Origin of the sequence: uncultured Victivallis sp., assembly GCA_944389935.1 — a bacterium.
Classification (GTDB): Bacteria; Verrucomicrobiota; Lentisphaeria; order Victivallales; family Victivallaceae; genus Victivallis.
Genome location: CALXOE010000025.1, coordinates 26,713 through 46,501 on the forward strand (window position 1 = coordinate 26,713; position 19,789 = coordinate 46,501).

Annotated in this window: 24 protein-coding genes and 1 pseudogene; 6 read left to right on the forward strand and 19 right to left on the reverse strand. The window is 57.1% G+C overall.

Annotated elements, in window-relative coordinates; genetic code table 11:
* Window positions 1-71: 71 nt before the first annotated feature.
* A complete protein-coding gene (locus Q0J85_RS08930; RefSeq protein WP_294480532.1) occupies window positions 72-485 on the forward strand; it encodes a type II toxin-antitoxin system HicB family antitoxin in 414 nt (137 codons plus the stop codon).
* On the opposite strand, the gene Q0J85_RS08935 is transcribed toward Q0J85_RS08930, so the two are convergent.
* From Q0J85_RS08935 to Q0J85_RS09025, 19 genes are all read right to left on the reverse strand, one after another.
* The gene (locus tag Q0J85_RS08935; RefSeq protein ID WP_294480535.1) at window positions 482-1,483 is read right to left on the reverse strand and encodes a glycosyltransferase; all 1,002 of its coding nucleotides are present in this window, start codon (window positions 1,481-1,483) and stop codon (window positions 482-484) included. The genes Q0J85_RS08930 and Q0J85_RS08935 overlap by 4 nt on opposite strands.
* A gap of 29 nt (window positions 1,484-1,512) precedes the next feature.
* Window positions 1,513-3,573, reverse strand: coding sequence for a terminase gpA endonuclease subunit (locus tag Q0J85_RS08940; protein WP_294480538.1), 2,061 nt, complete (start codon window positions 3,571-3,573; stop codon window positions 1,513-1,515).
* A gap of 107 nt (window positions 3,574-3,680) precedes the next feature.
* Complete coding sequence (locus Q0J85_RS08945; RefSeq protein WP_294480541.1) at window positions 3,681-4,151, reverse strand: RusA family crossover junction endodeoxyribonuclease; 471 nt, start codon at window positions 4,149-4,151, stop codon at window positions 3,681-3,683.
* A gap of 167 nt (window positions 4,152-4,318) precedes the next feature.
* A complete protein-coding gene (locus tag Q0J85_RS08950) occupies window positions 4,319-6,547 on the reverse strand; it encodes an AAA family ATPase (RefSeq protein WP_294480545.1) in 2,229 nt (742 codons plus the stop codon).
* Window positions 6,548-6,887: 340 nt separating this feature from the next.
* Window positions 6,888-7,202, reverse strand: coding sequence for a hypothetical protein (locus Q0J85_RS08955; protein ID WP_294480547.1), 315 nt, complete (start codon window positions 7,200-7,202; stop codon window positions 6,888-6,890).
* Window positions 7,199-7,348, reverse strand: a complete 150-nt coding sequence (locus Q0J85_RS08960) for a hypothetical protein (RefSeq protein ID WP_294480549.1) — start codon at window positions 7,346-7,348, stop codon at window positions 7,199-7,201. The genes Q0J85_RS08955 and Q0J85_RS08960 overlap by 4 nt, the downstream gene beginning before the upstream one ends.
* Complete coding sequence (locus tag Q0J85_RS08965; RefSeq protein ID WP_294480551.1) at window positions 7,329-7,526, reverse strand: hypothetical protein; 198 nt, start codon at window positions 7,524-7,526, stop codon at window positions 7,329-7,331. Before Q0J85_RS08965 ends, Q0J85_RS08960 begins: the two co-directional genes overlap by 20 nt.
* Window positions 7,526-7,714, reverse strand: a complete 189-nt coding sequence (locus tag Q0J85_RS08970; protein WP_294480553.1) for a hypothetical protein — start codon at window positions 7,712-7,714, stop codon at window positions 7,526-7,528. Before Q0J85_RS08970 ends, Q0J85_RS08965 begins: the two co-directional genes overlap by 1 nt.
* 106 nt (window positions 7,715-7,820) lie before the next feature.
* Window positions 7,821-8,483, reverse strand: a complete 663-nt coding sequence (locus Q0J85_RS08975; RefSeq protein WP_294480554.1) for a hypothetical protein — start codon at window positions 8,481-8,483, stop codon at window positions 7,821-7,823.
* A gap of 10 nt (window positions 8,484-8,493) precedes the next feature.
* Window positions 8,494-9,834 (reverse strand): DNA cytosine methyltransferase, encoded by a 1,341-nt coding sequence (locus Q0J85_RS08980; RefSeq protein ID WP_294480556.1) that lies wholly within the window; start codon window positions 9,832-9,834, stop codon window positions 8,494-8,496.
* Window positions 9,834-10,112 (reverse strand): hypothetical protein, encoded by a 279-nt coding sequence (locus tag Q0J85_RS08985; RefSeq protein ID WP_294480558.1) that lies wholly within the window; start codon window positions 10,110-10,112, stop codon window positions 9,834-9,836. The genes Q0J85_RS08980 and Q0J85_RS08985 overlap by 1 nt, the downstream gene beginning before the upstream one ends.
* Window positions 10,113-10,123: 11 nt before the next feature.
* Window positions 10,124-10,315, reverse strand: coding sequence for a hypothetical protein (locus Q0J85_RS08990; RefSeq protein WP_294480559.1), 192 nt, complete (start codon window positions 10,313-10,315; stop codon window positions 10,124-10,126).
* Between the two features lie 2 nt (window positions 10,316-10,317).
* Window positions 10,318-11,916 (reverse strand): DEAD/DEAH box helicase, encoded by a 1,599-nt coding sequence (locus Q0J85_RS08995; protein ID WP_294480560.1) that lies wholly within the window; start codon window positions 11,914-11,916, stop codon window positions 10,318-10,320.
* 202 nt (window positions 11,917-12,118) lie between these two features.
* Window positions 12,119-12,574, reverse strand: coding sequence for a hypothetical protein (locus Q0J85_RS09000; protein WP_294480562.1), 456 nt, complete (start codon window positions 12,572-12,574; stop codon window positions 12,119-12,121).
* Between the two features lie 3 nt (window positions 12,575-12,577).
* Window positions 12,578-13,612, reverse strand: coding sequence for an ATP-binding protein (locus tag Q0J85_RS09005; protein ID WP_294480564.1), 1,035 nt, complete (start codon window positions 13,610-13,612; stop codon window positions 12,578-12,580).
* Window positions 13,613-14,932 carry an AAA family ATPase gene (locus Q0J85_RS09010; RefSeq protein WP_294480567.1) on the reverse strand — a complete coding sequence of 440 codons (1,320 nt, stop codon included), beginning with the start codon at window positions 14,930-14,932 and terminating at the stop codon, window positions 13,613-13,615. It abuts the gene before it with no gap.
* A gap of 86 nt (window positions 14,933-15,018) precedes the next feature.
* On the reverse strand, window positions 15,019-15,144 hold the full coding sequence (locus tag Q0J85_RS09015) for a hypothetical protein (RefSeq protein ID WP_294480569.1): 126 nt from the start codon (window positions 15,142-15,144) through the stop codon (window positions 15,019-15,021).
* Window positions 15,137-15,295, reverse strand: a complete 159-nt coding sequence (locus Q0J85_RS09020) for a hypothetical protein (RefSeq protein WP_294480571.1) — start codon at window positions 15,293-15,295, stop codon at window positions 15,137-15,139. Before Q0J85_RS09020 ends, Q0J85_RS09015 begins: the two co-directional genes overlap by 8 nt.
* 24 nt (window positions 15,296-15,319) lie before the next feature.
* Entirely contained in the window at window positions 15,320-15,481 is a 162-nt protein-coding gene (locus Q0J85_RS09025; RefSeq protein WP_294480574.1) for a hypothetical protein, read from the reverse strand.
* A 173-nt stretch (window positions 15,482-15,654) separates the two neighbouring features.
* On the opposite strand from Q0J85_RS09025, the pseudogene Q0J85_RS15475 reads away from it, so the two are divergent.
* The 5 genes and pseudogenes from Q0J85_RS15475 to Q0J85_RS09045 all read left to right on the forward strand — a co-directional run.
* Window positions 15,655-15,813: pseudogene (locus Q0J85_RS15475) on the forward strand (helix-turn-helix transcriptional regulator); the annotation flags it as partial.
* A 12-nt stretch (window positions 15,814-15,825) separates the two neighbouring features.
* Window positions 15,826-16,779 (forward strand): S24 family peptidase, encoded by a 954-nt coding sequence (locus Q0J85_RS09030; protein WP_294480576.1) that lies wholly within the window; start codon window positions 15,826-15,828, stop codon window positions 16,777-16,779.
* Between the two features lie 19 nt (window positions 16,780-16,798).
* Window positions 16,799-17,905 (forward strand): hypothetical protein, encoded by a 1,107-nt coding sequence (locus tag Q0J85_RS09035; protein WP_294480578.1) that lies wholly within the window; start codon window positions 16,799-16,801, stop codon window positions 17,903-17,905.
* Window positions 17,906-17,918: 13 nt separating this feature from the next.
* On the forward strand, window positions 17,919-18,356 hold the full coding sequence (locus tag Q0J85_RS09040; protein WP_294480581.1) for a thermonuclease family protein: 438 nt from the start codon (window positions 17,919-17,921) through the stop codon (window positions 18,354-18,356).
* Between the two features lie 47 nt (window positions 18,357-18,403).
* Window positions 18,404-19,453 (forward strand): tyrosine-type recombinase/integrase, encoded by a 1,050-nt coding sequence (locus tag Q0J85_RS09045; protein WP_294480583.1) that lies wholly within the window; start codon window positions 18,404-18,406, stop codon window positions 19,451-19,453.
* Window positions 19,454-19,789 lie beyond the last annotated feature (336 nt).

Consider the following 19,789-nt stretch of genomic DNA (forward strand, 5'->3'; position numbering starts at 1 on the left):
GGGCGGCCGGGGGAAACCCCGGCCGTATCCCCCTCCGGGAATGCGGAGGAAAACTTGTGGAGGAAAGGGACATGAAACAGTTTTACAATGCAATCTTGTCAGGGAAAGACGGCGGATATATCACCGTCGCATTCCCGGATTTCCCCGGATGCGTGTCCGGGGGAGAAAACGTATCGGAGGCACTGGAAGCGGGACGGGAAGCGCTGAACTTTCACATCGAATCCATGGCGGAGGACAAGGAACCGATCCCGGCGGAATCCAGTGACGCGGCTCTCTCCGAGCTGCTGGAAGAGGCGGAAAGCCACGGCGATTTCTGCCGGGTTGCCGTCATTGAGGCGAGCATCCCGGATGAGGAACCAGCGAGAATCAACATCTCGCTCCCCCGGTACGTTCTCGACAAAATCGACCGCTACGCGGAACAGCACAATCGCACCCGTTCCGCGTTTCTGGCAGAAAGCGCAATGAGCTACATCCGCAGTCATTAACGACCGAAGCGGGTGACGAACGGGCGGCCGCAGTTCGCGCAGAGGCGGCGGCGGTTCCCGTTCGCGTAGGTGTTCGTAACCGGGTGGCGGTCCGAAATTCCGCCGCAGTGCGGGCAGCGGATCCCCGGATCCGCAACCGACGGCAGCCGGTCGCGTTTCGCCGGAACTGGAACTTCCGGGGATTCCCCGGAGGTCAGCCAGCGCGCCGCGTACTCCTCCCACGAGAGCACCCGCACCCGGTCGAGCTGCTCCGCCGCACGCTTCACCGCCGCGTCAAGGCGCGGACAGTTCGCTGATTTCCGCATCCGTCTGCGCAAGGCCTCCCGGTTCGCCGGCCGCACATATTCGAGCAGAGCGAAACGCGTGTACCAGATCGCCGCGATCTCCGCGTCCGTCTGCCGGTATTTCACATCGACCGGCGTTTTCAATCTGTGCGCGCATTCGTCCGGCAGAACGTGCACGCTCCCACCGGCCAGACGCGCCGGAATCGAGAGCAGTGTCTCGTCGCACCCCCAGCCGCGCCCGAGGCTCCATGGACTCCCGAGCGACTCGTAGAATTCGCGCGAAAACCCGTAGCAAGCCCCCATCAGGCACGCGACTTCCCCCGGTTCCCCGCGCCGCCACTTCGGTTCAAGCGCGTACTCCCCGCCCCACTCGCGCAGGTTCGCCCCGCGGTAAACCGGCCCCGTGAAATCGCATTCCGGATTCGTCCGGCACGACAGACAGCAGACCCGTTTCCGATCCTCCGCCAGAAACTCCGCCATCAGATCCAGACTGCCGGGCTTGAAGCGCATGTGCGCGTCGATCGTGATGATCGTTTCCGTCTGCGCCCGCAGCGTCCCGGCGTGGCGCGTCGCGGCAGTGCCCGCCCCCGCCGTGTCCCGCTCAACGAGAATCGCAGCGCACTGCGTCTGCGTCTCCGCAATGTTCGCAATCGTCTGATCCAGATCTGAACCCTCATCCCGAACCGGGATTACCACCGTGTATTTTTCGCTCATCTCAATTTCTCCTTGTTTGAGTTGTTTCATCACATCTTCCGGCGGCGGCGTTTCATCACCGCAACCGGGCCGTTCTGCTGCATCGTCACGCCCGGAGTCACCGGGTCAATTCCCGCGAGGTTCGCAAGCACCGTCGCCATCGTCATCGCGTCCGACATCTCGTTCTGCCCGATCGTCGACCAGTCGTAAACGAGTTCGCCGTTCCGCTCGTAGAAGTCGCGCAGTTTGTCCGCCGTCAGCTGTTCCGCGAATCGGCGGTGGTTGATCCCCGCATCCGTGAACAAACTCGCCGACCCCGGCGCTCCCGGCGACAGCAGCCACATCCGCTGCTGAAACATGTGCCAGTAGTGCGAGTCGAAGGGCGCGTACAAAATCCGCTCCGCGTTCACCCGCATGCAGCAGCGCAGCCGCGGCGCGCCGTAAAGTCCCGGCGTCTGCCGCGTCGGCTCCCGGTAGTGTTTCGCCGCAACCCCGCGCAGAGGCACCACCCGGAACGGCTGCCGGTTCGCGCTGAATGCCGCGAATTTATTCACCGGAGAGGTGAAGCGGTTGCCGTCGATCCCGAGAATCTGAAGCCGCGGGTGCGTCGTTTTGATGAGTTCGCAGAACTGCGAGAGCGCCTCGTAAATCGCCGTCCCCTCCGGCACGTCCGAGCGTTTCGCGTCGTAGACTCCGCCCTCCGGAAACCACCCGTAATCGACGACGAACGCCGTGAAATCACTGCGGAACGCCACCACCACGAAACTGATCGCGTAGTAGTTCACGTCCGCCGCGCAGACCAGCAGCGGAGCGTCGTCCGGCGTCGCGCGGTGCGCAAGGCCGTTCGTCCGCGAGAGAACCGTTTTCGCCGTCAGCGTGTAGAGGCTCGTGTTGAGCTTGAGCGGCTGGTTCTGGAACTCCGCGTAGAACGCCGCGTCGCCGCGGTCGCAGCGCAGGTTGTAAGCACCCTGTAGCGCCGACAGGTCGCCGTCCATCACACGCTCCGGCCAGCTCATCACCGCGCCCGCGTCCATCGCCTTCCGGTTCGCCCGGTAAAATGCGTTAAGCTCCCGGCGGCGAACCAGTTCCGGCTCGCCTTTCAGCTCCTCGAAGAGCGCCATGTAGCGATCCCAGAGCTGCGCGTTTTCCGGCCAGCGCTCCACCATCACCGCCCGCGTCGACGTCCACGACTCGAGGAAGTGTTCCGACAAATCCCCCTCGCAGATCACCGTGCACGCCATCACCGCCGCGATCTTCACAGTAGGGCCAGCGCAGCCCAGAATGTCGCCGTTGATGAGCTCGACCCGCGCCGCCGTCTGCTCCTCCGAGTGCGCAGATTCGCGCGTCTGCGGATCGTCCAGAATGATGAAGTCCGGGCGCAGCGTCTCACCCTCGAGCGTCGTGTACTGCAAGCCGCGGATCGAGCCGGTCATCCCGCGCGCCTCGATCACCGCTTGACTCGCGCTCTCGAGAAAACGGTCGTTCCGCTCAAAATGCGCCGTAACAAGCATGTCCGTCGTCCACGAGATCCCCGTCTGCTCCCCGTCCGCAAGCTGCCCCGTCGCCCGCTGCGACTGCCCGCCCAGCGCACGCACGTAATGACAGACCTCCGGGAAAACCTCGTTCAGAAGATCCGTCCGCTCCAGCCGCGTTTTGAACGTCCGGATGATCTTCCGCGCGTCCCCCTGCGTCGCCGCGATCACCGTCACATAACGCCGGTGACCGTACAGAATCGCCCACAGCGTCGCCAGCACGATCAACGTCGTTTTCCCGTAGCCGCGCGGCAGCGCCACCGCAACCCGACCGCCGTGCAGAATCGCGTCCGACAGCTGTTCCAGAAACTCGCGGTGTTTCCCGCTCATCCGCAGCGGAACCGCCCGCGGGAAGAAACGCACCACAAAACCCGCCAGATCCTCCCGGTAACGCCGTTTCAGCCGGATCCGCGACGTCGGCTCATGTCGCCCCACGTCGCGCGAACTCTCGCGCCGCTCACGCATCCGCTCCTGCTGCGTGAGACCGCCACGCGGGCCGCCGCCACGACCGCCGCCAGGCGCCCCCCCGGCGCGCGACGATTGCGCCCGGACTGGTGCCCGTGTAGGTAAGTTATTCATAACGCACTATTTTTCCTCGATTTCGTCGTTGTAACCTGGTTTCGACCCGGGATCGAAAGGACCCGACCGGGGGGGGCCGCCCCCCCTTGGACCCCGTCACTCCCCCGTCACTTCCCCGTCACTTCCCCGTCACCTGAACCCCCTGCCGTCTGGCGCGCCAGACGTGGTTCTCCGGCCTGCCTGACCTCCTCGGCCTCGATCCTCACGAACACGCCCGGAATTTCGCCGTGGAAGCGCTCGATGGTTTCGGAATAGACCTGCGCATCGTCGTTCCAGTATCCGAGTTTCGTCATGATGTCCTTGATCATTTTGATCAGGTTGTCACCGTCCGGCCGGGTGATTTTCGGAACGGCGGCGGCGATCCTGCGAGTTCTGACGGTATGCGGCCACGTCAGCGCGATGGTGATGCGGATCGGCCCTTGTATTGTGTACGGCGGCTTATGCTGTTCAAGGACGGCTTTCCATGTGGCGGCGGCGACACGTCCGGAACTGTGGAGATAACCTCCCTGCGTATTTTGCCTGCGCTGTTGTACGGTTGTTTTCGGTGGAACGAACTCTTTAAAAAACTCGATTTTCATTTTGATTTTCCTTTTCGGTTGTGGCTTGGATTTCGTCTGTCTTGTTGGTAGGGAATGTGGGGCGCAGTCAAGCCCCACTTCCTACTACCGACGACGGAGGATTGAAACGGAAGTGATCATATATATATCTTTAGATATATAACCTCTTCTTCCGTTTGCGGAAGCACCTAGTCACTTCCGCAACTTCCGTTTGGTTTCATGATCATTCCTCTTTTCGGCTTAATTCCGATCGCTTTCAACCGATCGCGGGTGGCTCTTTCGGTAATCCCGAGTTCATTTGCAACGTCAATAACTTCGACAATGCTTTTTGATTCAAACAGCTCCTCCACGATCATGCGGGTTTCCGCGTTTTTGATTTCGAGATTCTCCGCGTTGGCTTCTTTCTGGCTCTTTCGTTGCGGCATCTCCCCGTCTGCGCGCGCGTCAGCGAGCAGATCCCAACGGTCGACGGGGTGGACGGGATAGCAGAAAAAGACGTTGCGCGGCTTGAATGCGGGAAATTCGCGGAGGATGCCTCCGATTCTCCACCCGGTTGCCTGTTCCGCTCTGGTTTCCGACTCGGACGAAATCCGCAGCGACTCGGACTGCCCGAGCGTTTCGACGGCGACCGGGGCGAGCTTCTCGGCCACGAGTGCATCGTCCTGCGAAATTCGATCCCTCCACCCCGGAGAACGCTGATCCATCGCGCTGGAAATCGCGTCGCAGCTCCATCGATTCAAAATCTGTTCTCGCCGTTTGTCGTCGATTTCGAGCTCGATCATGTCGATGAGGGCGTCGGGATCCCGCGCGAAAACTCCTGATCCGGATGCGCGATCCTGCGCGCGCTTCTGCCCCTGATCGCCCTTGCTGTGGTGGTGGCAGTAGATGACGGCGCACCCGAGTTCGGATGCAACGCGGTCGAACTGGTTGCAGAATTTCGCCATCTGATCGGCCGCGTTTTCGTCGCCGGTGATGACTTTGTAAATCGGGTCGATTACGACGGCGGAATATTTGCGTTTCACGGCTCTGCGGATGAGCCGTGGCGCGAGATTGTCCATCCCCATCGCCTTGCCCCGGAGATGCCACATGTCGAGGTTTCCGGCGTTGCGCGGCGGGATTCCGATCGCGCGGTAAACATCCTTGACGCGGTGATAGCAGCTTGCGCGGTCGAGCTCGAGATTGACGTAGAGGACGCGGCCTTGCGCACACTGCCATCCTAACCACTCGCGCCCCTCGGCGATGGCGACGCAGAGTTCGAGAAGCAGGAACGACTTCCCGGCTTTCGACGGTCCGGAGACGAGCATTTTGTGCCCTTTCCGGAGAACGCCTTCGATCAGACAGTCGGAGAGCGGAGGGGGGTCGTTGATGAATTCGGCGAGCGATTCTACATCCGGGAGATCGTCGTTGAGCGCGGCGATCCAGTCGGCCCATTCCGCCCAGGATGCCTTGCCGGTGTTCGTTTCGATGAGACGCTGCGGAACGCCGCTTCGGGTCGCTCCCGGTAGCCGTGAGAGGCGCGACGGGTTGCGGTTTTTCCGGTCGATAACGAGCCCGTTTTTTTTGCAGACCTCGTAGAGAAAATCAACTCGCTTTTGATACTCCCTGAAATCTGGCGCGTCGATTTTGACGATCGCATGAAGCGATTTCCCGCCGGAGTGAACCATCGCCGCGATGGGGAGTTCGAGTTCGTGATAGATCGTGAACTGCCGTTCGATGGAAATCTCGTCCGACTCGACGAGCGCATAACGATAGGCGGTGACGTTTGAATCGGCGACGCCCTTGCCGTCGAGCGGATTGAACCGGATCCACGCGCCGCACTCCTCCGGCCAGTCGCCGATGACCGCGCCGAGATCGGGAGCCTTTGCCACCTCCTCGAGCAACTCTCCGGCTGACCGGTTGAACTCGCCTTTTTTCGGCATCCACCGGCCGTCTGCGGAATAGGCGTCCGCGACGATTCCGACGAATTCGTCTGCGCTGAACAGGGCGGAGATGTAGTTTTGAAAATCCGCGAGCCCAGACCAGTTTTCGGGAACGGGGGGGATCTGCGATTCCTGCAGCCACTCCTGGCGGACGATTTTCAGGTCGTCGGCTGGGATGACGAAATCCCAGTCGAGGGCGCGTCCCTGACCTGCGGCCGGATCGCTTCCGAACGAGACTTCGCCGCCCTGATCCCGGCACAATTTGACGATGGAGCCGACGCCGACGGGATTTGCGGAGCCGCGGAACCCCTCCCATTTTTTCCGGCACTCGTTCGGGTGATAACGCCCGGAATCCCGTTGACTCCATGTGTCCCACATTTCGACGCTGCCGCCGGCCTGTTTAACCGCCATGCCGACGGCGAGCCATTCGTCATATTCGAGCGCTGCCGGATTGATCTGCGGCAGACACTCCGCGATAACCTCAAGATCATTCATCATAAACTCTTTCTTACGCTTTCTTGCGATTCAAACTTGCGGCGGTGGCGCCGATTAACACCCGGGCCGCCGCTCCCGTGTTCGTATACCGAGGCCGTTTACGCCCGGCCTCCCGGATCGACGCCGCGCCGGAATAATGGGCGGGATCATTTTATATAACCATTGTAAATAAGCTCGCATACGAGCGTTCCGTTGCTTCCGCGACTTGTCTTGCTTGTGCGATGTGAAGTATCCGAATAGCAGAACCATTTCCCGCAATTTGGACATTTTGCTTCATATGCCCGATGGTTGAAGACCGACGGCTTCACGACCTCTTCGCACTCGGGACATTTCGCCGTAATTGTCATTCCTTCACCTCGATTCCTTTCACCTTGAACCAGCGTTTCAGCGCGGTATCGACAATCCGCGTGTTTGCTCCAATCGGCCTTGTTATCGTCGCCGTATCCCAACTCTCCACTTTTCCTATCTCCTCCAGTACCTCCTCCAGCGTCGGGGTAGGAACCGGGCTCATTCCGAAAACCCCAACCCAGTGCTCGCGCTGGCACACCACGTTCTTACCCCGAACGCGACACCACACCAGCGCGGAATCTTCAAACTCTCCCGCCGGGATCTTCTCGCAGAGATCAAGCGGCGGGACGATGCTTTTAAGGTTGCTCACTTCTCCACCTCCTTGCCCTCAACCGCGCAATTTTCTGCGTTGAACTCCTCAAGCCTGTTGCGGAGAGTCTCAACCAAGTCGACTGTCTTAACCGGGTCATTTTCATCAGGAACTGCAATCGTGATTTTAAACGTCTGAATTTTCATTTTTCACCTCCTTACCAAGCAATTCAAGCGTCTCTGCTACAGCCTCTCCCATCTCTTCAATCTCCTCTGCTAAGTCACAGTAGTCGTCGTAATTGCGATCAACCTTTATTCCCTTTACAGTGCAATAATTAGGGAAAACAAAATGTCGGCATTCAGTGCATCTCCAAGTTCGTTCCATCACTCCGCCTCCTTCAGCTGTTGCATTTTTTGCAACAACTCAACTTTCCGCCCCGTCTGCTCATCGATCCACGCCGCGCACGTCTCGCAGACGTGAAACACCTCCGGATCTCCGCTGTCGTGCAGCGCGCCCTCGACTGTTTCGAGCTCCGATTCCGGGAACTCTTTCTCGCAAAAATCGCATTTCATTTTCTCGACGCCCTTTCCAGAAAATCCGCCACCACTGCCGCTCCGGCGACCGGAGCGAGCAAAACTGCCGTAATAACCAACATTTCAAACATCGTTTACCCTCCTGTTACTGAACCCACGCGATATTCGGCAGGCGCTCGAGCAACGCTTCGTAATGCCTTGCCGCGTCCCGGTCGAACTGATTTTCCTGCAGCTTCTCCCACGCCTCCGAAATTGACTTCACGCTCTTCATCACCTCCGCGCGCTCATCACGCAGGATGTCGAGCGTTGACTTGAGACTGTCGTATTCATGACGCACATCGAGAAACGAAACGAACGTTCCGACGCACTGCCCGGCGGTTGCGATGATCTGCTCTTTCGTCATGCTCATCAGACGCTTTTTGCAGGTCTCGTTCGCAAACTGATTTTCATACATCGTGAGGTGAAAATAATCCTCCTCGAAACTGTCAAATCCTACGACCTCATAAGCTCGCCCCAGCAGACCGACGAAAAAATCATCAAAGTGCTCGTTCACCTCGTTCTCCCAGAGCGCCTCCCGCAGCCGGTCGCAGCGATACGTCAAATCAGAGAATCTCATTTTGAACTCGTGAATCTCGTCGCTGTCACCGTCGAACGCCTCTTCGAGCTTTTCGTCGTCCTCGATTGCATATTCGAGAGATTCACACTCTTCCGCGATTTCCGCAAGCTCATCGACGATGGAATCGCGTCTTATCATCGCCAGCGCCGGCCGCCGATACCGCAAATTGCGCGCTTTTTCTGCCTTGTTCATTCATCCCTCCTTACGCCGCCAGCACGGCGCGATACAGTGCCTCCGCCAGAAGCGGCGGGACGGCATTCCCGATCTGTTTTTTCGCAGCGGTGTCCCCTCCGCAGAACACGTAATCACCCGGAAAACTCATCGCAGCCGCCAGCTCTCCGGCGGTCAGCATTCTGTGAGTAATGTCCAGCTGATACATTCGACCGTCCGGAGCGGTAAAAATTCTACCGCGAACGATTCCGAACCGGTCACGGGTTGTCACCGTATGCAGCGGGATGTCTGCCGAAACCGCGCCGCCCTGGCCGTAATATTCAATCAGAAACGGCCGGACGATCCCGATTGATCCCGCAGTAGCTATTGTCGAAACAGGTTCGGAAATAGGCTTAACTGTCCCTGCGCTCTGTTGCGGGATGAAAAGCGGCCGGATCAACGCCACATGTTCGCCGCCCGCCGTCAGCATCGGCAATGGCGCGGAAAGCGGAATCGCAGTCGAATTGATTGCATGTTCCGACGTTCCACGCAGCACGATCAGAAACGGCTCGGCCCATGCGCCCCAATATTTGCGGATTCCCGCTTCGATCCGCCGGAGCGTGTTTGTACAAAGTGGCTTTTTGCGGTTGAAAATACTTTCGCCGGGAATACTCCAGTCAATCACCTCCGCGGCAGACCGCCACGGCAGGTAACTAGCGGAAAGCAGGCCAGGTTCTTTCGTGTGCGTCGGCTCCGGCCAGACGATCCGTTCTCCGGAGCTTTTCCGCACTGCCTGGACAATCAGCCGTTCCCGGCTCGTGGCCGCGCCGTAATCTGCGGCATTCATGATCTGCATGTCAACCGCATATCCGCTCGCGCGGATTTCCCGCAGCCAGAGATTGAAAAACGTCCCTTTTTTGCGTGGATCAGGGCTGCCAGCGTGATATTTTTTCCCCTGAAAAACAGTGTCTTTGTCGAGCAGCGGTCCCCAGTCGAGCAATTCCCGGACGTTCTCGACGAACATCCTGCGGCATTTGGTCAACCGGAGAAACGGCAGCAAATATTCAGGCTGACTGCGCAGTTGATTCGACCTCGGCTTTCCGCCGGCGGCGTTGCTGTGATGTGTGCAGCTCGGTGACGCCCATAGCACGTTGATCCGCTCCGGATCAACATCGAACACCTCGTCCGGAAGAACCGACTGAATCGGCGCACAGGCCCGCGCGAAATCCGGCACGATCTCCGGATGATTCGCCTGAATCGTCCGGATTGCGGTTTCCCAGTGATTGAAACCGCGTCCCTCGTATTTCTCCCCGGCGGCGCGCAGCGCATTGACCGCACCGGTAATCGATCCGCCCCCGCCGCAGAACAGGTCTACAAAGCGAAAGTTTTTCACTATTTCTCCTCCAGCAGCTCTTTGAGCTTCGTAATGATTTGCCCGCACTTCTCGACCCGATCAGGGGACAGCTCGTCGAGATAAAAACATTGCAGATAATCGCAGTCTGTATCCGCTTTCCAGCCGCTGTAATAAATCCGAATTCCGGCCGAATTGACGTGCCCTTGAAACTCTACAAACACGGTATGTTTCGTCTCCCGGTTGACCTTGAGCGCGAGGCGCATGATTTCGACGATCAGATCGTCAATGTTTTTTCGATTGTTCTTTTTGCTTTTCATGATTTTCCTTTCTATGCGTAGCGGCGGCGGTGGCGGTAAACGCGGCTGCGGCGGTGCGCGAGCTCCTCCGGATCGTATTGCAATGCCAGCGCCAGAGCCCTGATCGCAACGACGCTGTACCGGAGTCCGTGACGTTCGATGAATCCGTGCAGCTGAACGTCTGCGCGGACATCGTTGAATCTGTTGTCTCCGCGAGTTGCCATGTTTACCCCCTTGCTCCCTGCGGCTGATAGGTTTGCGGATTGATTCCGAACGGAACCGTCCAGCGGTTTGCGGCGATCCGGTCGATCATGTGCCGCGCATCGTCGAAACGCCAGCACCCCACCTCGCGGAATCCGACCCGTTCGAGGAACCGGATTTGCTTCGGAGTGGTCAGCCCCTCCGCGCGGCGCTTGGCGATCGTGTCGAGCAGTTTCGACGCCTGGCCGGCGCACGTCACTTCATCCGGGAAAATTCCCGCCTTTTCGAGAAGCGCGAGCTGTGCCGCCGATGGCGGGGCCTGCTGCCGGAGATCCATCGGATCCGGCTCGTATGCCGTCGCGTTTCCGATCGACATCTCGTATTGCAGCGGATCGACCAGCTGCCGCTTCCGCTTGCGCTGCTCTTCGAGCAGTTTCCGCAGTGCCTCCTCGCGTTCCTGCTGCGCGTTTGATTCCGCCTCGATCTCCGCGTCGAGCAGATCGATCGCATTTCCCTGCGACTCCTCCGCGAGGATCTCCGCAACCCGGGATGACAGATCCGAGTTGTTGCAGATCAGATGCGCGGGGCGGCAGAGATCGTGTTTCTCCGTGTGCCACAGAAAATCGAGCAGCAGCAAATCATTTTTCCCCTGGAACAGCCGCGTTCCTCGGCCTACGATCTGCGCGTAGAGCGCGCGGACTTTGGTCGGACGCAGACAGACGATGCAATCGACCGCCGGTTCGTCCCAGCCCTCGGTCAGCAGCATCGAGTTGCAGAGGACGGAGAACTCACCGGCGTGAAACCGCGCGAGAATCTCCGCCCGGTCGTCCGACTCTCCGTTCACTTCCGCGGCGGAGATGCCGCGCTCGTTCAGGATGCGGCACATTTTCTGCGACGTCGCGATGAGCGGCAGGAAAACGACGGTTTTCCGCCCGGCGCAATGTTCGCGCATGAGTTCCGCGATCTGTTCGAGATACGGGTCGAGCGCCGACCCGAGCGCGGCCGCCTGAAAATCTCCCGCTGAAACTTTCACCCCGGCAAGATCGATGTTGAGCGGCAGCGTCAGCGCCTTGATCGGGCAGAGATACCCGTCCCGGATCGCAGCCGGCAGCGTGTATTCATACGCGATCGTCTCGAAGAGCTCGCCGAGGTTCCGCTTGTCGCCGCGGTCGGCGGTGGCGGTGACTCCGAGCAGCCGAGCCCGGTCGAAATGATCGATCACCCGGCGATAACTCGCACTGATCGCGTGATGCGCCTCGTCGACGATGATCGTGTCAAAATAGTCGCGCGGAAACCGGTCGAGCCGCTTCTGGCTTTGCAGCGTCTGGACGCTCCCGACAACGACGTTAAACCAGCTGTCGAGACAGCTGGAGGAAGCCTTTTCGAGTGCGCATTTCAGGCCGGTTGACCGTTCGAGTTTGTCCGCTGCCTGATTCAACAGCTCCTCGCGATGAGCGAGAACGAGAACGCGGTCTCCCTGCCGGACGCGCTCGGCGATCACGTTTGAAAACACGATCGTTTTCCCGGTTCCGGTCGGGAGGACGAGCAGTGTTTTACCAATCCCCGAACTCCACGTCTCGAGAATCGCGTTTTGCGCCTGGAGCTGATAGGGTCTCAATTCCATTTTGATAAATCTCCGGTACAGCCCTCCCCAGCCGGTACCAGCAGACGCGGCAGAATCCGGGAGGGCAATTTTCGATTGAACCCGGGGCTGGATATTTCACCCGTTCCCCGGAAGATGCGCCGCAGATGGGGCAGGGATCGTCCCCGCCGTGCGGTTCGGATCCCCTGACCTGTCGAATCAAATCGGACAGGTGCGGCATGATTTACCACCGATCGGGGTTGAAATCGTCGGCGTTCGCGGCCGGAGGATCGAGGAACTGAACGTCGTTCGATTCTCCTTCCGTACCGTCGTTTTTCTGAAATTTGCGGATCTTGACCTTGCAAATTCCAGTCGTGCCGGTGATCTGCCCCCACTTCGGAGTGTACGATTCTCCGTGTTTTTTCAAGCCGATCGACCGGAAAAACGCCGAGAGAAGCCCGAAACATTTGTCATTCAAATAGAGATTCGTGGTGATCGTTCCGAGCGAGCCGTCCGGTCCGTCGATCCGGATATGAACCGCCGCATAATTGCAGGCGCACATTTTTTTCCCGCCGGGATAGCGTTTCCGCTCGTATCCGAGAACGGTGAAGGGATAATTCCCCTCCGGGATGATTGAAAATTCGCCGTCGCTGGTGATTTCATCATCCCAGCCGAGTGCGCGTCCGAGATCTTCCGCCATGATTTACTGCTCCTGTTTTTTGATGTTGTTTTTGATGACTTCCCACCCCGCGGCGATCCGTTTCAGCGTGGGGAGGTTGTACTGTTCAATCGGAGTACCGGCCGGGCAGACGCCGCACCGGGCGACCTCCGCGCTCAACTGTTCGGGGGAAACTCCGCTCATCTCCATGAGCGTCTTGACCTGCCGCAGAGCCTCGGCTTTCTCCGGATTTTCCACGGCTGCCGCTGCTGGAGCCGGTTTCTCAACCGGAACCGGGGGAGGGGGCGGAGTCTGAACCTGAACGACAGCCGGTTTCGTCGTTTCCGCTTTTTCCTGCGAGTTTTCGCGGATGACGGTTACGAGTTCCGGCGCGAGCGCCGCGGGGTCGAATGCAAGTTCGTCCGGGAATCCGAACCGGTTTTTCGCGTCCCAGCACGGGTGATGCGTCGTGTAGATGACCCGTTTCCCGCCGGAAACTTTGGATTTCCCGTTGTCGTTGACGACGATCGTTTTGTAGTTCGCGAAGAGCAGCATGTCCGCCCACTCCTTGAGCAGCGGGCAGACCGGCTTGGCGCATTTGAGTTCCCATCGGTCGTATGCGCCGGATTCGTCCGGCTGCTCGAATTTCCGCAGCGTGGCGTGAGCGAGAAAAACGAGGTGAAGCCCGGTCGATTCCCCGAACCGGTTCAGCCGGTCAAGAAACGCCGCCCACTTTTCCGCGAGAAACGTGAATCCCTTGCCGTAGCCGAACTCCTCGATCCCCTTTTTCCCCGCGGCGTCGCAGACTGCGCGGGTGATCTGCCGGTCGAGCCAGTCGGCGGTGTCGAACACGAGCGTCCGGTAATCCGCGTGATCCTGCGCGATGTGCGCCATGACCTGCTCGAGTTCCGGATAGCTCGCGACCGGAACCCGGTCGACGTTCAGCCGTCCCGTGCCGCCCTCGAAATCGAGGAAGAGCGGCCGCGGCCACCGACTCGCGAACGTGGTTTTGCCGATTCCCTCCGGCCCGTACATCACGCATTTCAGCGGTTTGATCTGCTTTCCCTTGACGATGTTCATTTACCATTCCCCCAGATTGTTGTTGTCGGTTTGAGTTTCGGTTTCCAGCGCGGCGTCGGCGTCCTCCTGAATGGCAACTCCATCCTCGATGATGATGCTGCATTCGTCGCCGCGGGAGACGCGCGTCGCGATCGCCTGAAGCTGCTGTTCCTCGATGTACTGACCGAATGCGCGCAGCTGTTCGAGATCGAACGCCTCGAGCCCGTCGATCAGGACGAAGCCGCAGGCCGGTTTGAGTTTCCGGATCACGGAAACGGCGGTTTTGATCCGTTCCATCCCGGACATGCAGTCCCACGGCTGATGGTTGTAGAGCAGGATCGGGCGGCCCTTGTCGTTTTTCCCGATCGAGAGTTCGCCGAGCGGCATTTCCGCGTGATCGAGCAGATTTCTGCGCTCCTCCCGGACGGCTTCGAGCTGTTTCGTGAGTTCGTCGAGTTGACGCTTGAAATCGTCCGCGTCCGCCTGCGCTTTTTCCTTGTCGGAGTTCGCGCGGATCTTCGCGTTGATCGTGTCGATCTGCGTGATCTGCTCCTCGAGTTCCGCCGTGGATTCGTTTTCCGGAATCGGATTTGCGAGAGCGTCTGCGATCTGTTTCTCGAGCTTCTCCGCCTCCGCCTCCGCGCGTTTGAGCTCCTCGCAGAGCTGGACGATCCGCCTGTCCGCTTCGCCCTTTTCGCTTTGCAGCGCGGCGAGCTGATTGCGCAGCCGGTCGCGCTCCGCGTTCCGGGAAAGGATTTCCTGCGACTTCTGAATCAGTTCCGCCGCCGACACCGGAACGTCCGGAACGTCGTGATATTCCGGCATCTCCCGGGCGTATTTAATCTTCTGATCGACGATCACGCCGAATGCGTGACGCTTGTCGTATGCCGCCTGTTCGCGCCGGTCGAGCGCCTGGAGCTGCTCCCCGATCCCGAGCGTCTGGAGCAGGACTTCTGCCTTTTCGTCGTCCCGCATCGCGAGGAATTTCGGCAGATTGAGCGCGAGTTCCTCGACGAATTCGTCGAGCAGCTTCTGGCCGGAACGCCTGCCGGACGGATCGGAGACGTGGAGAGCGGCATTTTTTCCGCGCCGTTCGACGATCATGCCGTTCGAGAGTTCGATCCGGATTCTGGCGTCGGCGAGCGCTCCTTCGCGTTTGAGGTTGCCGGGGCGGTACTTTTCGCCGCCGAGCGCATAGACGATGCCGTCGAGGACGGAGGTTTTCCCCTCCGCGTTATCGCCGCCGATGACGGTGAGACCGTTCGCCGCCGGGGCCATGCGCACGAGCGCGACCCGTTTGACGTTCTCGAGCTCGAGTCCGATGATTTTGACATTTTCCATTTGCAAAACCTGTTGTTTGGTGGTACATTTGTACCGGTTGATGTTGTTTTGCCTGATTGTGATTGCTGCTCACGATCAGGCGCTTTTCATTTCAGAATCAGGATCGCCGCGCCGAGGGCGATCGCGATGATCCAGATGATCACGTCCGACGAGTGTTCGGTTTTCTCGCACCGCCGCGGCGTCCGGCTTCCCCACGTCTGCAATTCACGCATTTACGGCCTCCTTTTTCTGTTTCCTGCGGGTGATGTCCGGGAACTCAAACGATACCGAGTTCCGCGTGACTCTGGTTTTGATCCGGAGCTGACGGGCGACGCGCTCGCACTCCATGATCCAGTCCCGGCGCTGTTTGTCGCATGTGTGCATGTTTGTTCTCTTGTTACTTTTATGTTACTTGTCGAGCAAAAAATTTTTGATTGCAATCCTGACCAGATGTGACACCGGCAGGTCTTTTTTGAGCGAGATCTTTTGTAATTCGTCGAATTGAGCGGCTGTAACCCGCGCATTGATTCTCTTGTCCTTGTTTCTCGGACTATCCACCTGTTTTCTCATTTTGCCTCCGCTGTATGTTACTTTAGGTTTGCAAAAATAACATACAACGTATTATCAAAAAAACAAGACGTACTTTTACTTTTTTTGAAAAAAGTTTTATTTTGAGGTTGTTTTATGTATGACAATGTATTATATTTATAATAAGCAAAGAAAGGTAATAAAAAAGGTGTCCCATGAACGCTTTGGAATTTTATCGCCTTCGCAATGATCTCACACAAGAAGAGCTGGGGAAACGAATCGGGGTTTCCAAGCAGACGATTTACAAGTGGGAAAAGCAAATCGCTCCGGTAAGCAGCAAGCATTATCAGACGCTGAAGGATATTTTAAACCTTTCGGAAAGCGAGATGGTAAATGTCATATCCGGCGGAGAAATATCGCGCGATGCCAGCGTGGCGGAAAACATCGATCCGGATTCTCTCGCCAGACATTACCGGGTATTGCAGCAGCGTTTGAAACAGGTCGATTCTGAAGAGGATCGAAAAATCATCGAAGATAAACTTGCGAAGCTCGACCGGATCAGCAGACACGTTGCCGACGCAATCAATGATCCCGGCGATCCTCTGCCGCCGTTCCCGTCCACGCCGGACACGATCCGCAACACGCCGGAGCTGCGCGAGTGCATCAAGGACGCGATGCTGCGGGAGGGCGTCCGCAATGCGTCGGAACTGAATCGCCGGATTGGCTACGACTCGGCAAACTCGATCGAGCGTCTGCTGGCGGGGAAACTGAACTGGTTTCCGGACGTGCTTTCGGCGGTTCTGGACGGGCTGAACATCAAACACGATGACGCGCCGCTCTCTCCGGCCGAACGCGGCTTGCTGGCCCCGGACGGCATTTACAACACGTGGGGAGTGCTGACCCGTCCGATCCCGGTGGTGGACTGGGCGAACGCGGCGACGCACATCGCATCCCTGATCGGCCGTAACGGCGAGCCGGTCATGAAGAAATGGGATCCGGAAAATACAGACGTTGCGCTCGCCCCGGTCGGAGTCCGGAGAAACACGCAGGCATTCCGTGTCCACGGCGTATCGATGGAGCCGACAATTTCAGACGGCGACATTCTGTTCTGCGAGGAGCAATACGATTTGAACAGCATTCCGTCCGGTAAAATCGTGATCGTCCGTTTTTCGGATGATTCCGAGTATGCGGGAACGGTGGTTTGCAAACGCCTGCGCAGGGCAGGGTCAATCCTGATGCTGACCAGCGACAATGAAAAGACCGGCAAAGACATCACCGTGAACAGCCCCGGCGAAATCGCCTGGATTGGTATCGTCGTTAGAAAAAGCTGCGAACTGTAAAGAGGAGGGGAGGGTAATCATGAACTGTCGTTTTTGCGGAGAACCTGCTGGATTCATGAAACGTCAACATCAGGAATGTTACGATTCATTTATGCACGGGAAAAATTATATTCGGCAGTGTATCGATCAAATTTATCAAAGCCGGGATTGCATGAATATCAAAGAGGTGATTGCGCATACAGCAAAAAATCGCATGATCCCCGATAAGGTATTAAAATCTCTCCTTGAAGAATGCTGGGAAGAAAAAGCGACTGAAGCGTTATCCGATGGCGTTGTTTCTAAAGATGAAATTTCAATACTAGTACAAATGATTTCAGCAATGGGACTTGATCCGATCACGGTGTGGAGCAGCAGTCCAGGTAAAAAAATAAAAAAATACGGTCACTCAGCGATCGTTAATGAAATTGTATCGGCATCATCAAAATTAGATGATTTATTCGGGATACAACAAAAGGTTCGGAATATATCGCAGCTGTATGGTATGAGCGGAGGAGATACCAGAAACAGTATTATAGAGGCGTGGCGAAAGATAATCGATAAATCATTGGAAGATGGAGTTATTTCTAAGGAAGAAGAAAAAGTTCTCGACTTTTTGTCAGACACATTTGAAATAACACAAGATGATGATTGTATTTACATGACAAAAGTCGTTAAAAGCCTCGTGTTGCGAGATGTACTTAATGGGGTGATTAGCAAGCGTGCGAGCATAACAATAAATTTCCCTGTCATTATGCAGCGTGGAGAAGAGCCGATATGGCTTTTCAATGATGTCAATTACTATGAATATCGTACAAGACGACATTATGTCGGCGGAAGTTCCGGAATGAGCTTTAGAGTGGCAAAGGGAGTGTATTTTCGTACAAGTGCGTTTAAGGGGCACCCCGTTGATACAACTGAAGCGGTCAATGTCGGATGCGGCGCGTTATTGATTACAAACAAGCATCTCTTCTGGATTTCCTCACTGAAAGTTGTGAAAATACCTGTAAAAAAATTGATCAGTGTAAATCCTTTTTCAGACGGTATTATGGTTCAAAAAGACGGCGTAACTGCGAAACCGCAATGTTTCAAGATAGATGATCCATGGTTTGCCTGTAATTTGATCAGCAATCTTCACTTGCTGTCATAGTATGAAATCTATATTGATTTCGACAATTATCATCCTTTGCTTGGTTTCGTTCGCTGAAACGATCACGGCAACGAGCGTTCATGACGGAGACACGTTTCGATCCGGGAAACAGTCGTACCGGCTCTGGGGGATCGACACCCCGGAGCTCGATCAACGCTGGGGGGTCGCGGCGCGAGAGGCGCTGCGTCAGCTTCTGTACGGCAGGGAAATCGAAATCGAGCAACACGGGACTTCTTACCGGCGGATCGTGGTTCGCTGCGAAGTAGGGAAACAGGATGTTTCTCTGGAGCTCCTGAAAATGGGTCTCGCGTGGTACTGGCCCTACTTCGCGCCGGATCGCGACGATTACCGGGAAGCGGAGGCAGACGCAAGGAAAGCGCGACGCGGCTTATGGAGTGACACAAAACCGGTTCCCCCGTGGGAATGGCGTGAAATGAAGGTAAAAAAATGAAACTGATTCACCTGCAATCTGATTTTATCGGTCGTCCTCCGCGCCCGATGCTGCGCGGGAATGTCTACTACATCCGGCAGCGGATCGCCGGCCGCGACGTCTGGCGCAGCCTCCACACCCGCGACAAACGCGAGGCGGAGTTTCTGGCGCTGGAGATCTGGCGGATGCGTCAGACGGACCAGGTAAAATCGATCATCCCGGCGCCGCCGCGGAAGCTGGAACTGATCTGGGAAAATTATCGTTCATCTGACCGGTTTGCAGATCTCGCAGATTCAACGCGTGACACGAAGAGCCGAACATGGGCTGCGTTTGCCGCCTGGTGCAAGGCTCACCGGATCGAATATCCGGAGCAGCTGACGGCTGATCTGGCTGTTTCCTATCTGTCTGCCGGCGGCAGGAAAAACAAAACGTTCAATAACATTTTGAACGATCTGCGTCAGGTGTTCCAGTTCGGCGGCGCGAATTGTAATGTGTTTGAGACGATCGATCAACTCCCGATTCATCGCGGCAAACAGGAAAAGCGCAGTGAATCGTTCCGAGCGTTTACAGACGATGAAATGGAACGTATTTTCGATGCGATTCAGACGAGCAAATTGAAACATCGTGACGAGTGGTATGTCGCAGCAAAAATCGCATCTATGACCGGGTTGCGATACAAGGACGTTGCGCTTTTGCGCTGGGATTCAATTCGATCAGATGAACTTGGTAAATATCTTGAACTCGCTCCGGCAAAAACGGATTCGCGGACGGGCGGACGGGTTGTATTTATCCGGATTGTCCCGGAACTTGCCAGACTTTTAACTATTCGTGCGGCCAGCATCAAAGGGGAATACGTTCTGCCTAATCTGGCAGCAGAGTATCCAAAAAAATGGGTTACAGCTACGCATCCATTTGCGCGGCTGTGCGAACGAATCGGGATAAGGGGGACGTTTCATTGTTTCCGTGTCACGGTCATCACCAAGGCCGCGACGGCTGGGATTGATCTGGAAGAGTTCGGCGGAGTTGTTGGTCACTCAAGCGAAAAACAGACGCAGGCCTATAACCGAGCGGCTCTTTCGATCGACATGGAAAAGGTACTTTCCGCCCGATTAGGTTAAAGAAAATTGTAACAAAAATGTAGCATATCAACTCGTAAAGTGTTGATAGTAAATGATGTGAATGGGGGTTCGAGTCCCTCATCGCCCACCATTCTCCACGCTGAGAGCTATGCCGTCGGCAAGGTTTCTGAATTTTTGTCGAAGCGGAACTCCTCTCTTTTTATCCGGTGGCGCGAAATTGTTTTTCATTCTGCTTCCGGGGATGGGCTTTTACTCCCCGGGCGCTCGAATCGGCCGATCTTCAAACGCGGAATCGGCAGGTGTCGAGCAGTTTGTTCAGGCTTGCGATCTCTCTTTCTGTTGCCGCGGCGAGATCATGAGTAGAAGCCGGGAATC

What these genes read in the sequence shown, in the direction of transcription:
- Q0J85_RS08930 (WP_294480532.1), top strand. Translation starts at nt 72, where the DNA reads ATGAAACAGTTTTACAATGCAATCTTGTCAGGGAAAGACGGCGGATAT.
- Q0J85_RS08935 (WP_294480535.1), bottom strand. Translation starts at nt 1,483, where the DNA reads ATGAGCGAAAAATACACGGTGGTAATCCCGGTTCGGGATGAGGGTTCA.
- Q0J85_RS08940 (WP_294480538.1), bottom strand. Translation starts at nt 3,573, where the DNA reads ATGAATAACTTACCTACACGGGCACCAGTCCGGGCGCAATCGTCGCGC.
- Q0J85_RS08945 (WP_294480541.1), bottom strand. Translation starts at nt 4,151, where the DNA reads ATGAAAATCGAGTTTTTTAAAGAGTTCGTTCCACCGAAAACAACCGTA.
- Q0J85_RS08950 (WP_294480545.1), bottom strand. Translation starts at nt 6,547, where the DNA reads ATGATGAATGATCTTGAGGTTATCGCGGAGTGTCTGCCGCAGATCAAT.
- Q0J85_RS08960 (WP_294480549.1), bottom strand. Translation starts at nt 7,348, where the DNA reads ATGAAAATTCAGACGTTTAAAATCACGATTGCAGTTCCTGATGAAAAT.
- Q0J85_RS08965 (WP_294480551.1), bottom strand. Translation starts at nt 7,526, where the DNA reads ATGGAACGAACTTGGAGATGCACTGAATGCCGACATTTTGTTTTCCCT.
- Q0J85_RS08970 (WP_294480553.1), bottom strand. Translation starts at nt 7,714, where the DNA reads ATGAAATGCGATTTTTGCGAGAAAGAGTTCCCGGAATCGGAGCTCGAA.
- Q0J85_RS08975 (WP_294480554.1), bottom strand. Translation starts at nt 8,483, where the DNA reads ATGAACAAGGCAGAAAAAGCGCGCAATTTGCGGTATCGGCGGCCGGCG.
- Q0J85_RS08985 (WP_294480558.1), bottom strand. Translation starts at nt 10,112, where the DNA reads ATGAAAAGCAAAAAGAACAATCGAAAAAACATTGACGATCTGATCGTC.
- Q0J85_RS08990 (WP_294480559.1), bottom strand. Translation starts at nt 10,315, where the DNA reads ATGGCAACTCGCGGAGACAACAGATTCAACGATGTCCGCGCAGACGTT.
- Q0J85_RS08995 (WP_294480560.1), bottom strand. Translation starts at nt 11,916, where the DNA reads ATGGAATTGAGACCCTATCAGCTCCAGGCGCAAAACGCGATTCTCGAG.
- Q0J85_RS09000 (WP_294480562.1), bottom strand. Translation starts at nt 12,574, where the DNA reads ATGGCGGAAGATCTCGGACGCGCACTCGGCTGGGATGATGAAATCACC.
- Q0J85_RS09005 (WP_294480564.1), bottom strand. Translation starts at nt 13,612, where the DNA reads ATGAACATCGTCAAGGGAAAGCAGATCAAACCGCTGAAATGCGTGATG.
- Q0J85_RS09010 (WP_294480567.1), bottom strand. Translation starts at nt 14,932, where the DNA reads ATGGAAAATGTCAAAATCATCGGACTCGAGCTCGAGAACGTCAAACGG.
- Q0J85_RS09015 (WP_294480569.1), bottom strand. Translation starts at nt 15,144, where the DNA reads ATGCGTGAATTGCAGACGTGGGGAAGCCGGACGCCGCGGCGGTGCGAG.
- Q0J85_RS09020 (WP_294480571.1), bottom strand. Translation starts at nt 15,295, where the DNA reads ATGCACACATGCGACAAACAGCGCCGGGACTGGATCATGGAGTGCGAG.
- Q0J85_RS09025 (WP_294480574.1), bottom strand. Translation starts at nt 15,481, where the DNA reads ATGAGAAAACAGGTGGATAGTCCGAGAAACAAGGACAAGAGAATCAAT.
- Q0J85_RS09030 (WP_294480576.1), top strand. Translation starts at nt 15,826, where the DNA reads ATGGTAAATGTCATATCCGGCGGAGAAATATCGCGCGATGCCAGCGTG.
- Q0J85_RS09035 (WP_294480578.1), top strand. Translation starts at nt 16,799, where the DNA reads ATGAACTGTCGTTTTTGCGGAGAACCTGCTGGATTCATGAAACGTCAA.
- Q0J85_RS09045 (WP_294480583.1), top strand. Translation starts at nt 18,404, where the DNA reads ATGCTGCGCGGGAATGTCTACTACATCCGGCAGCGGATCGCCGGCCGC.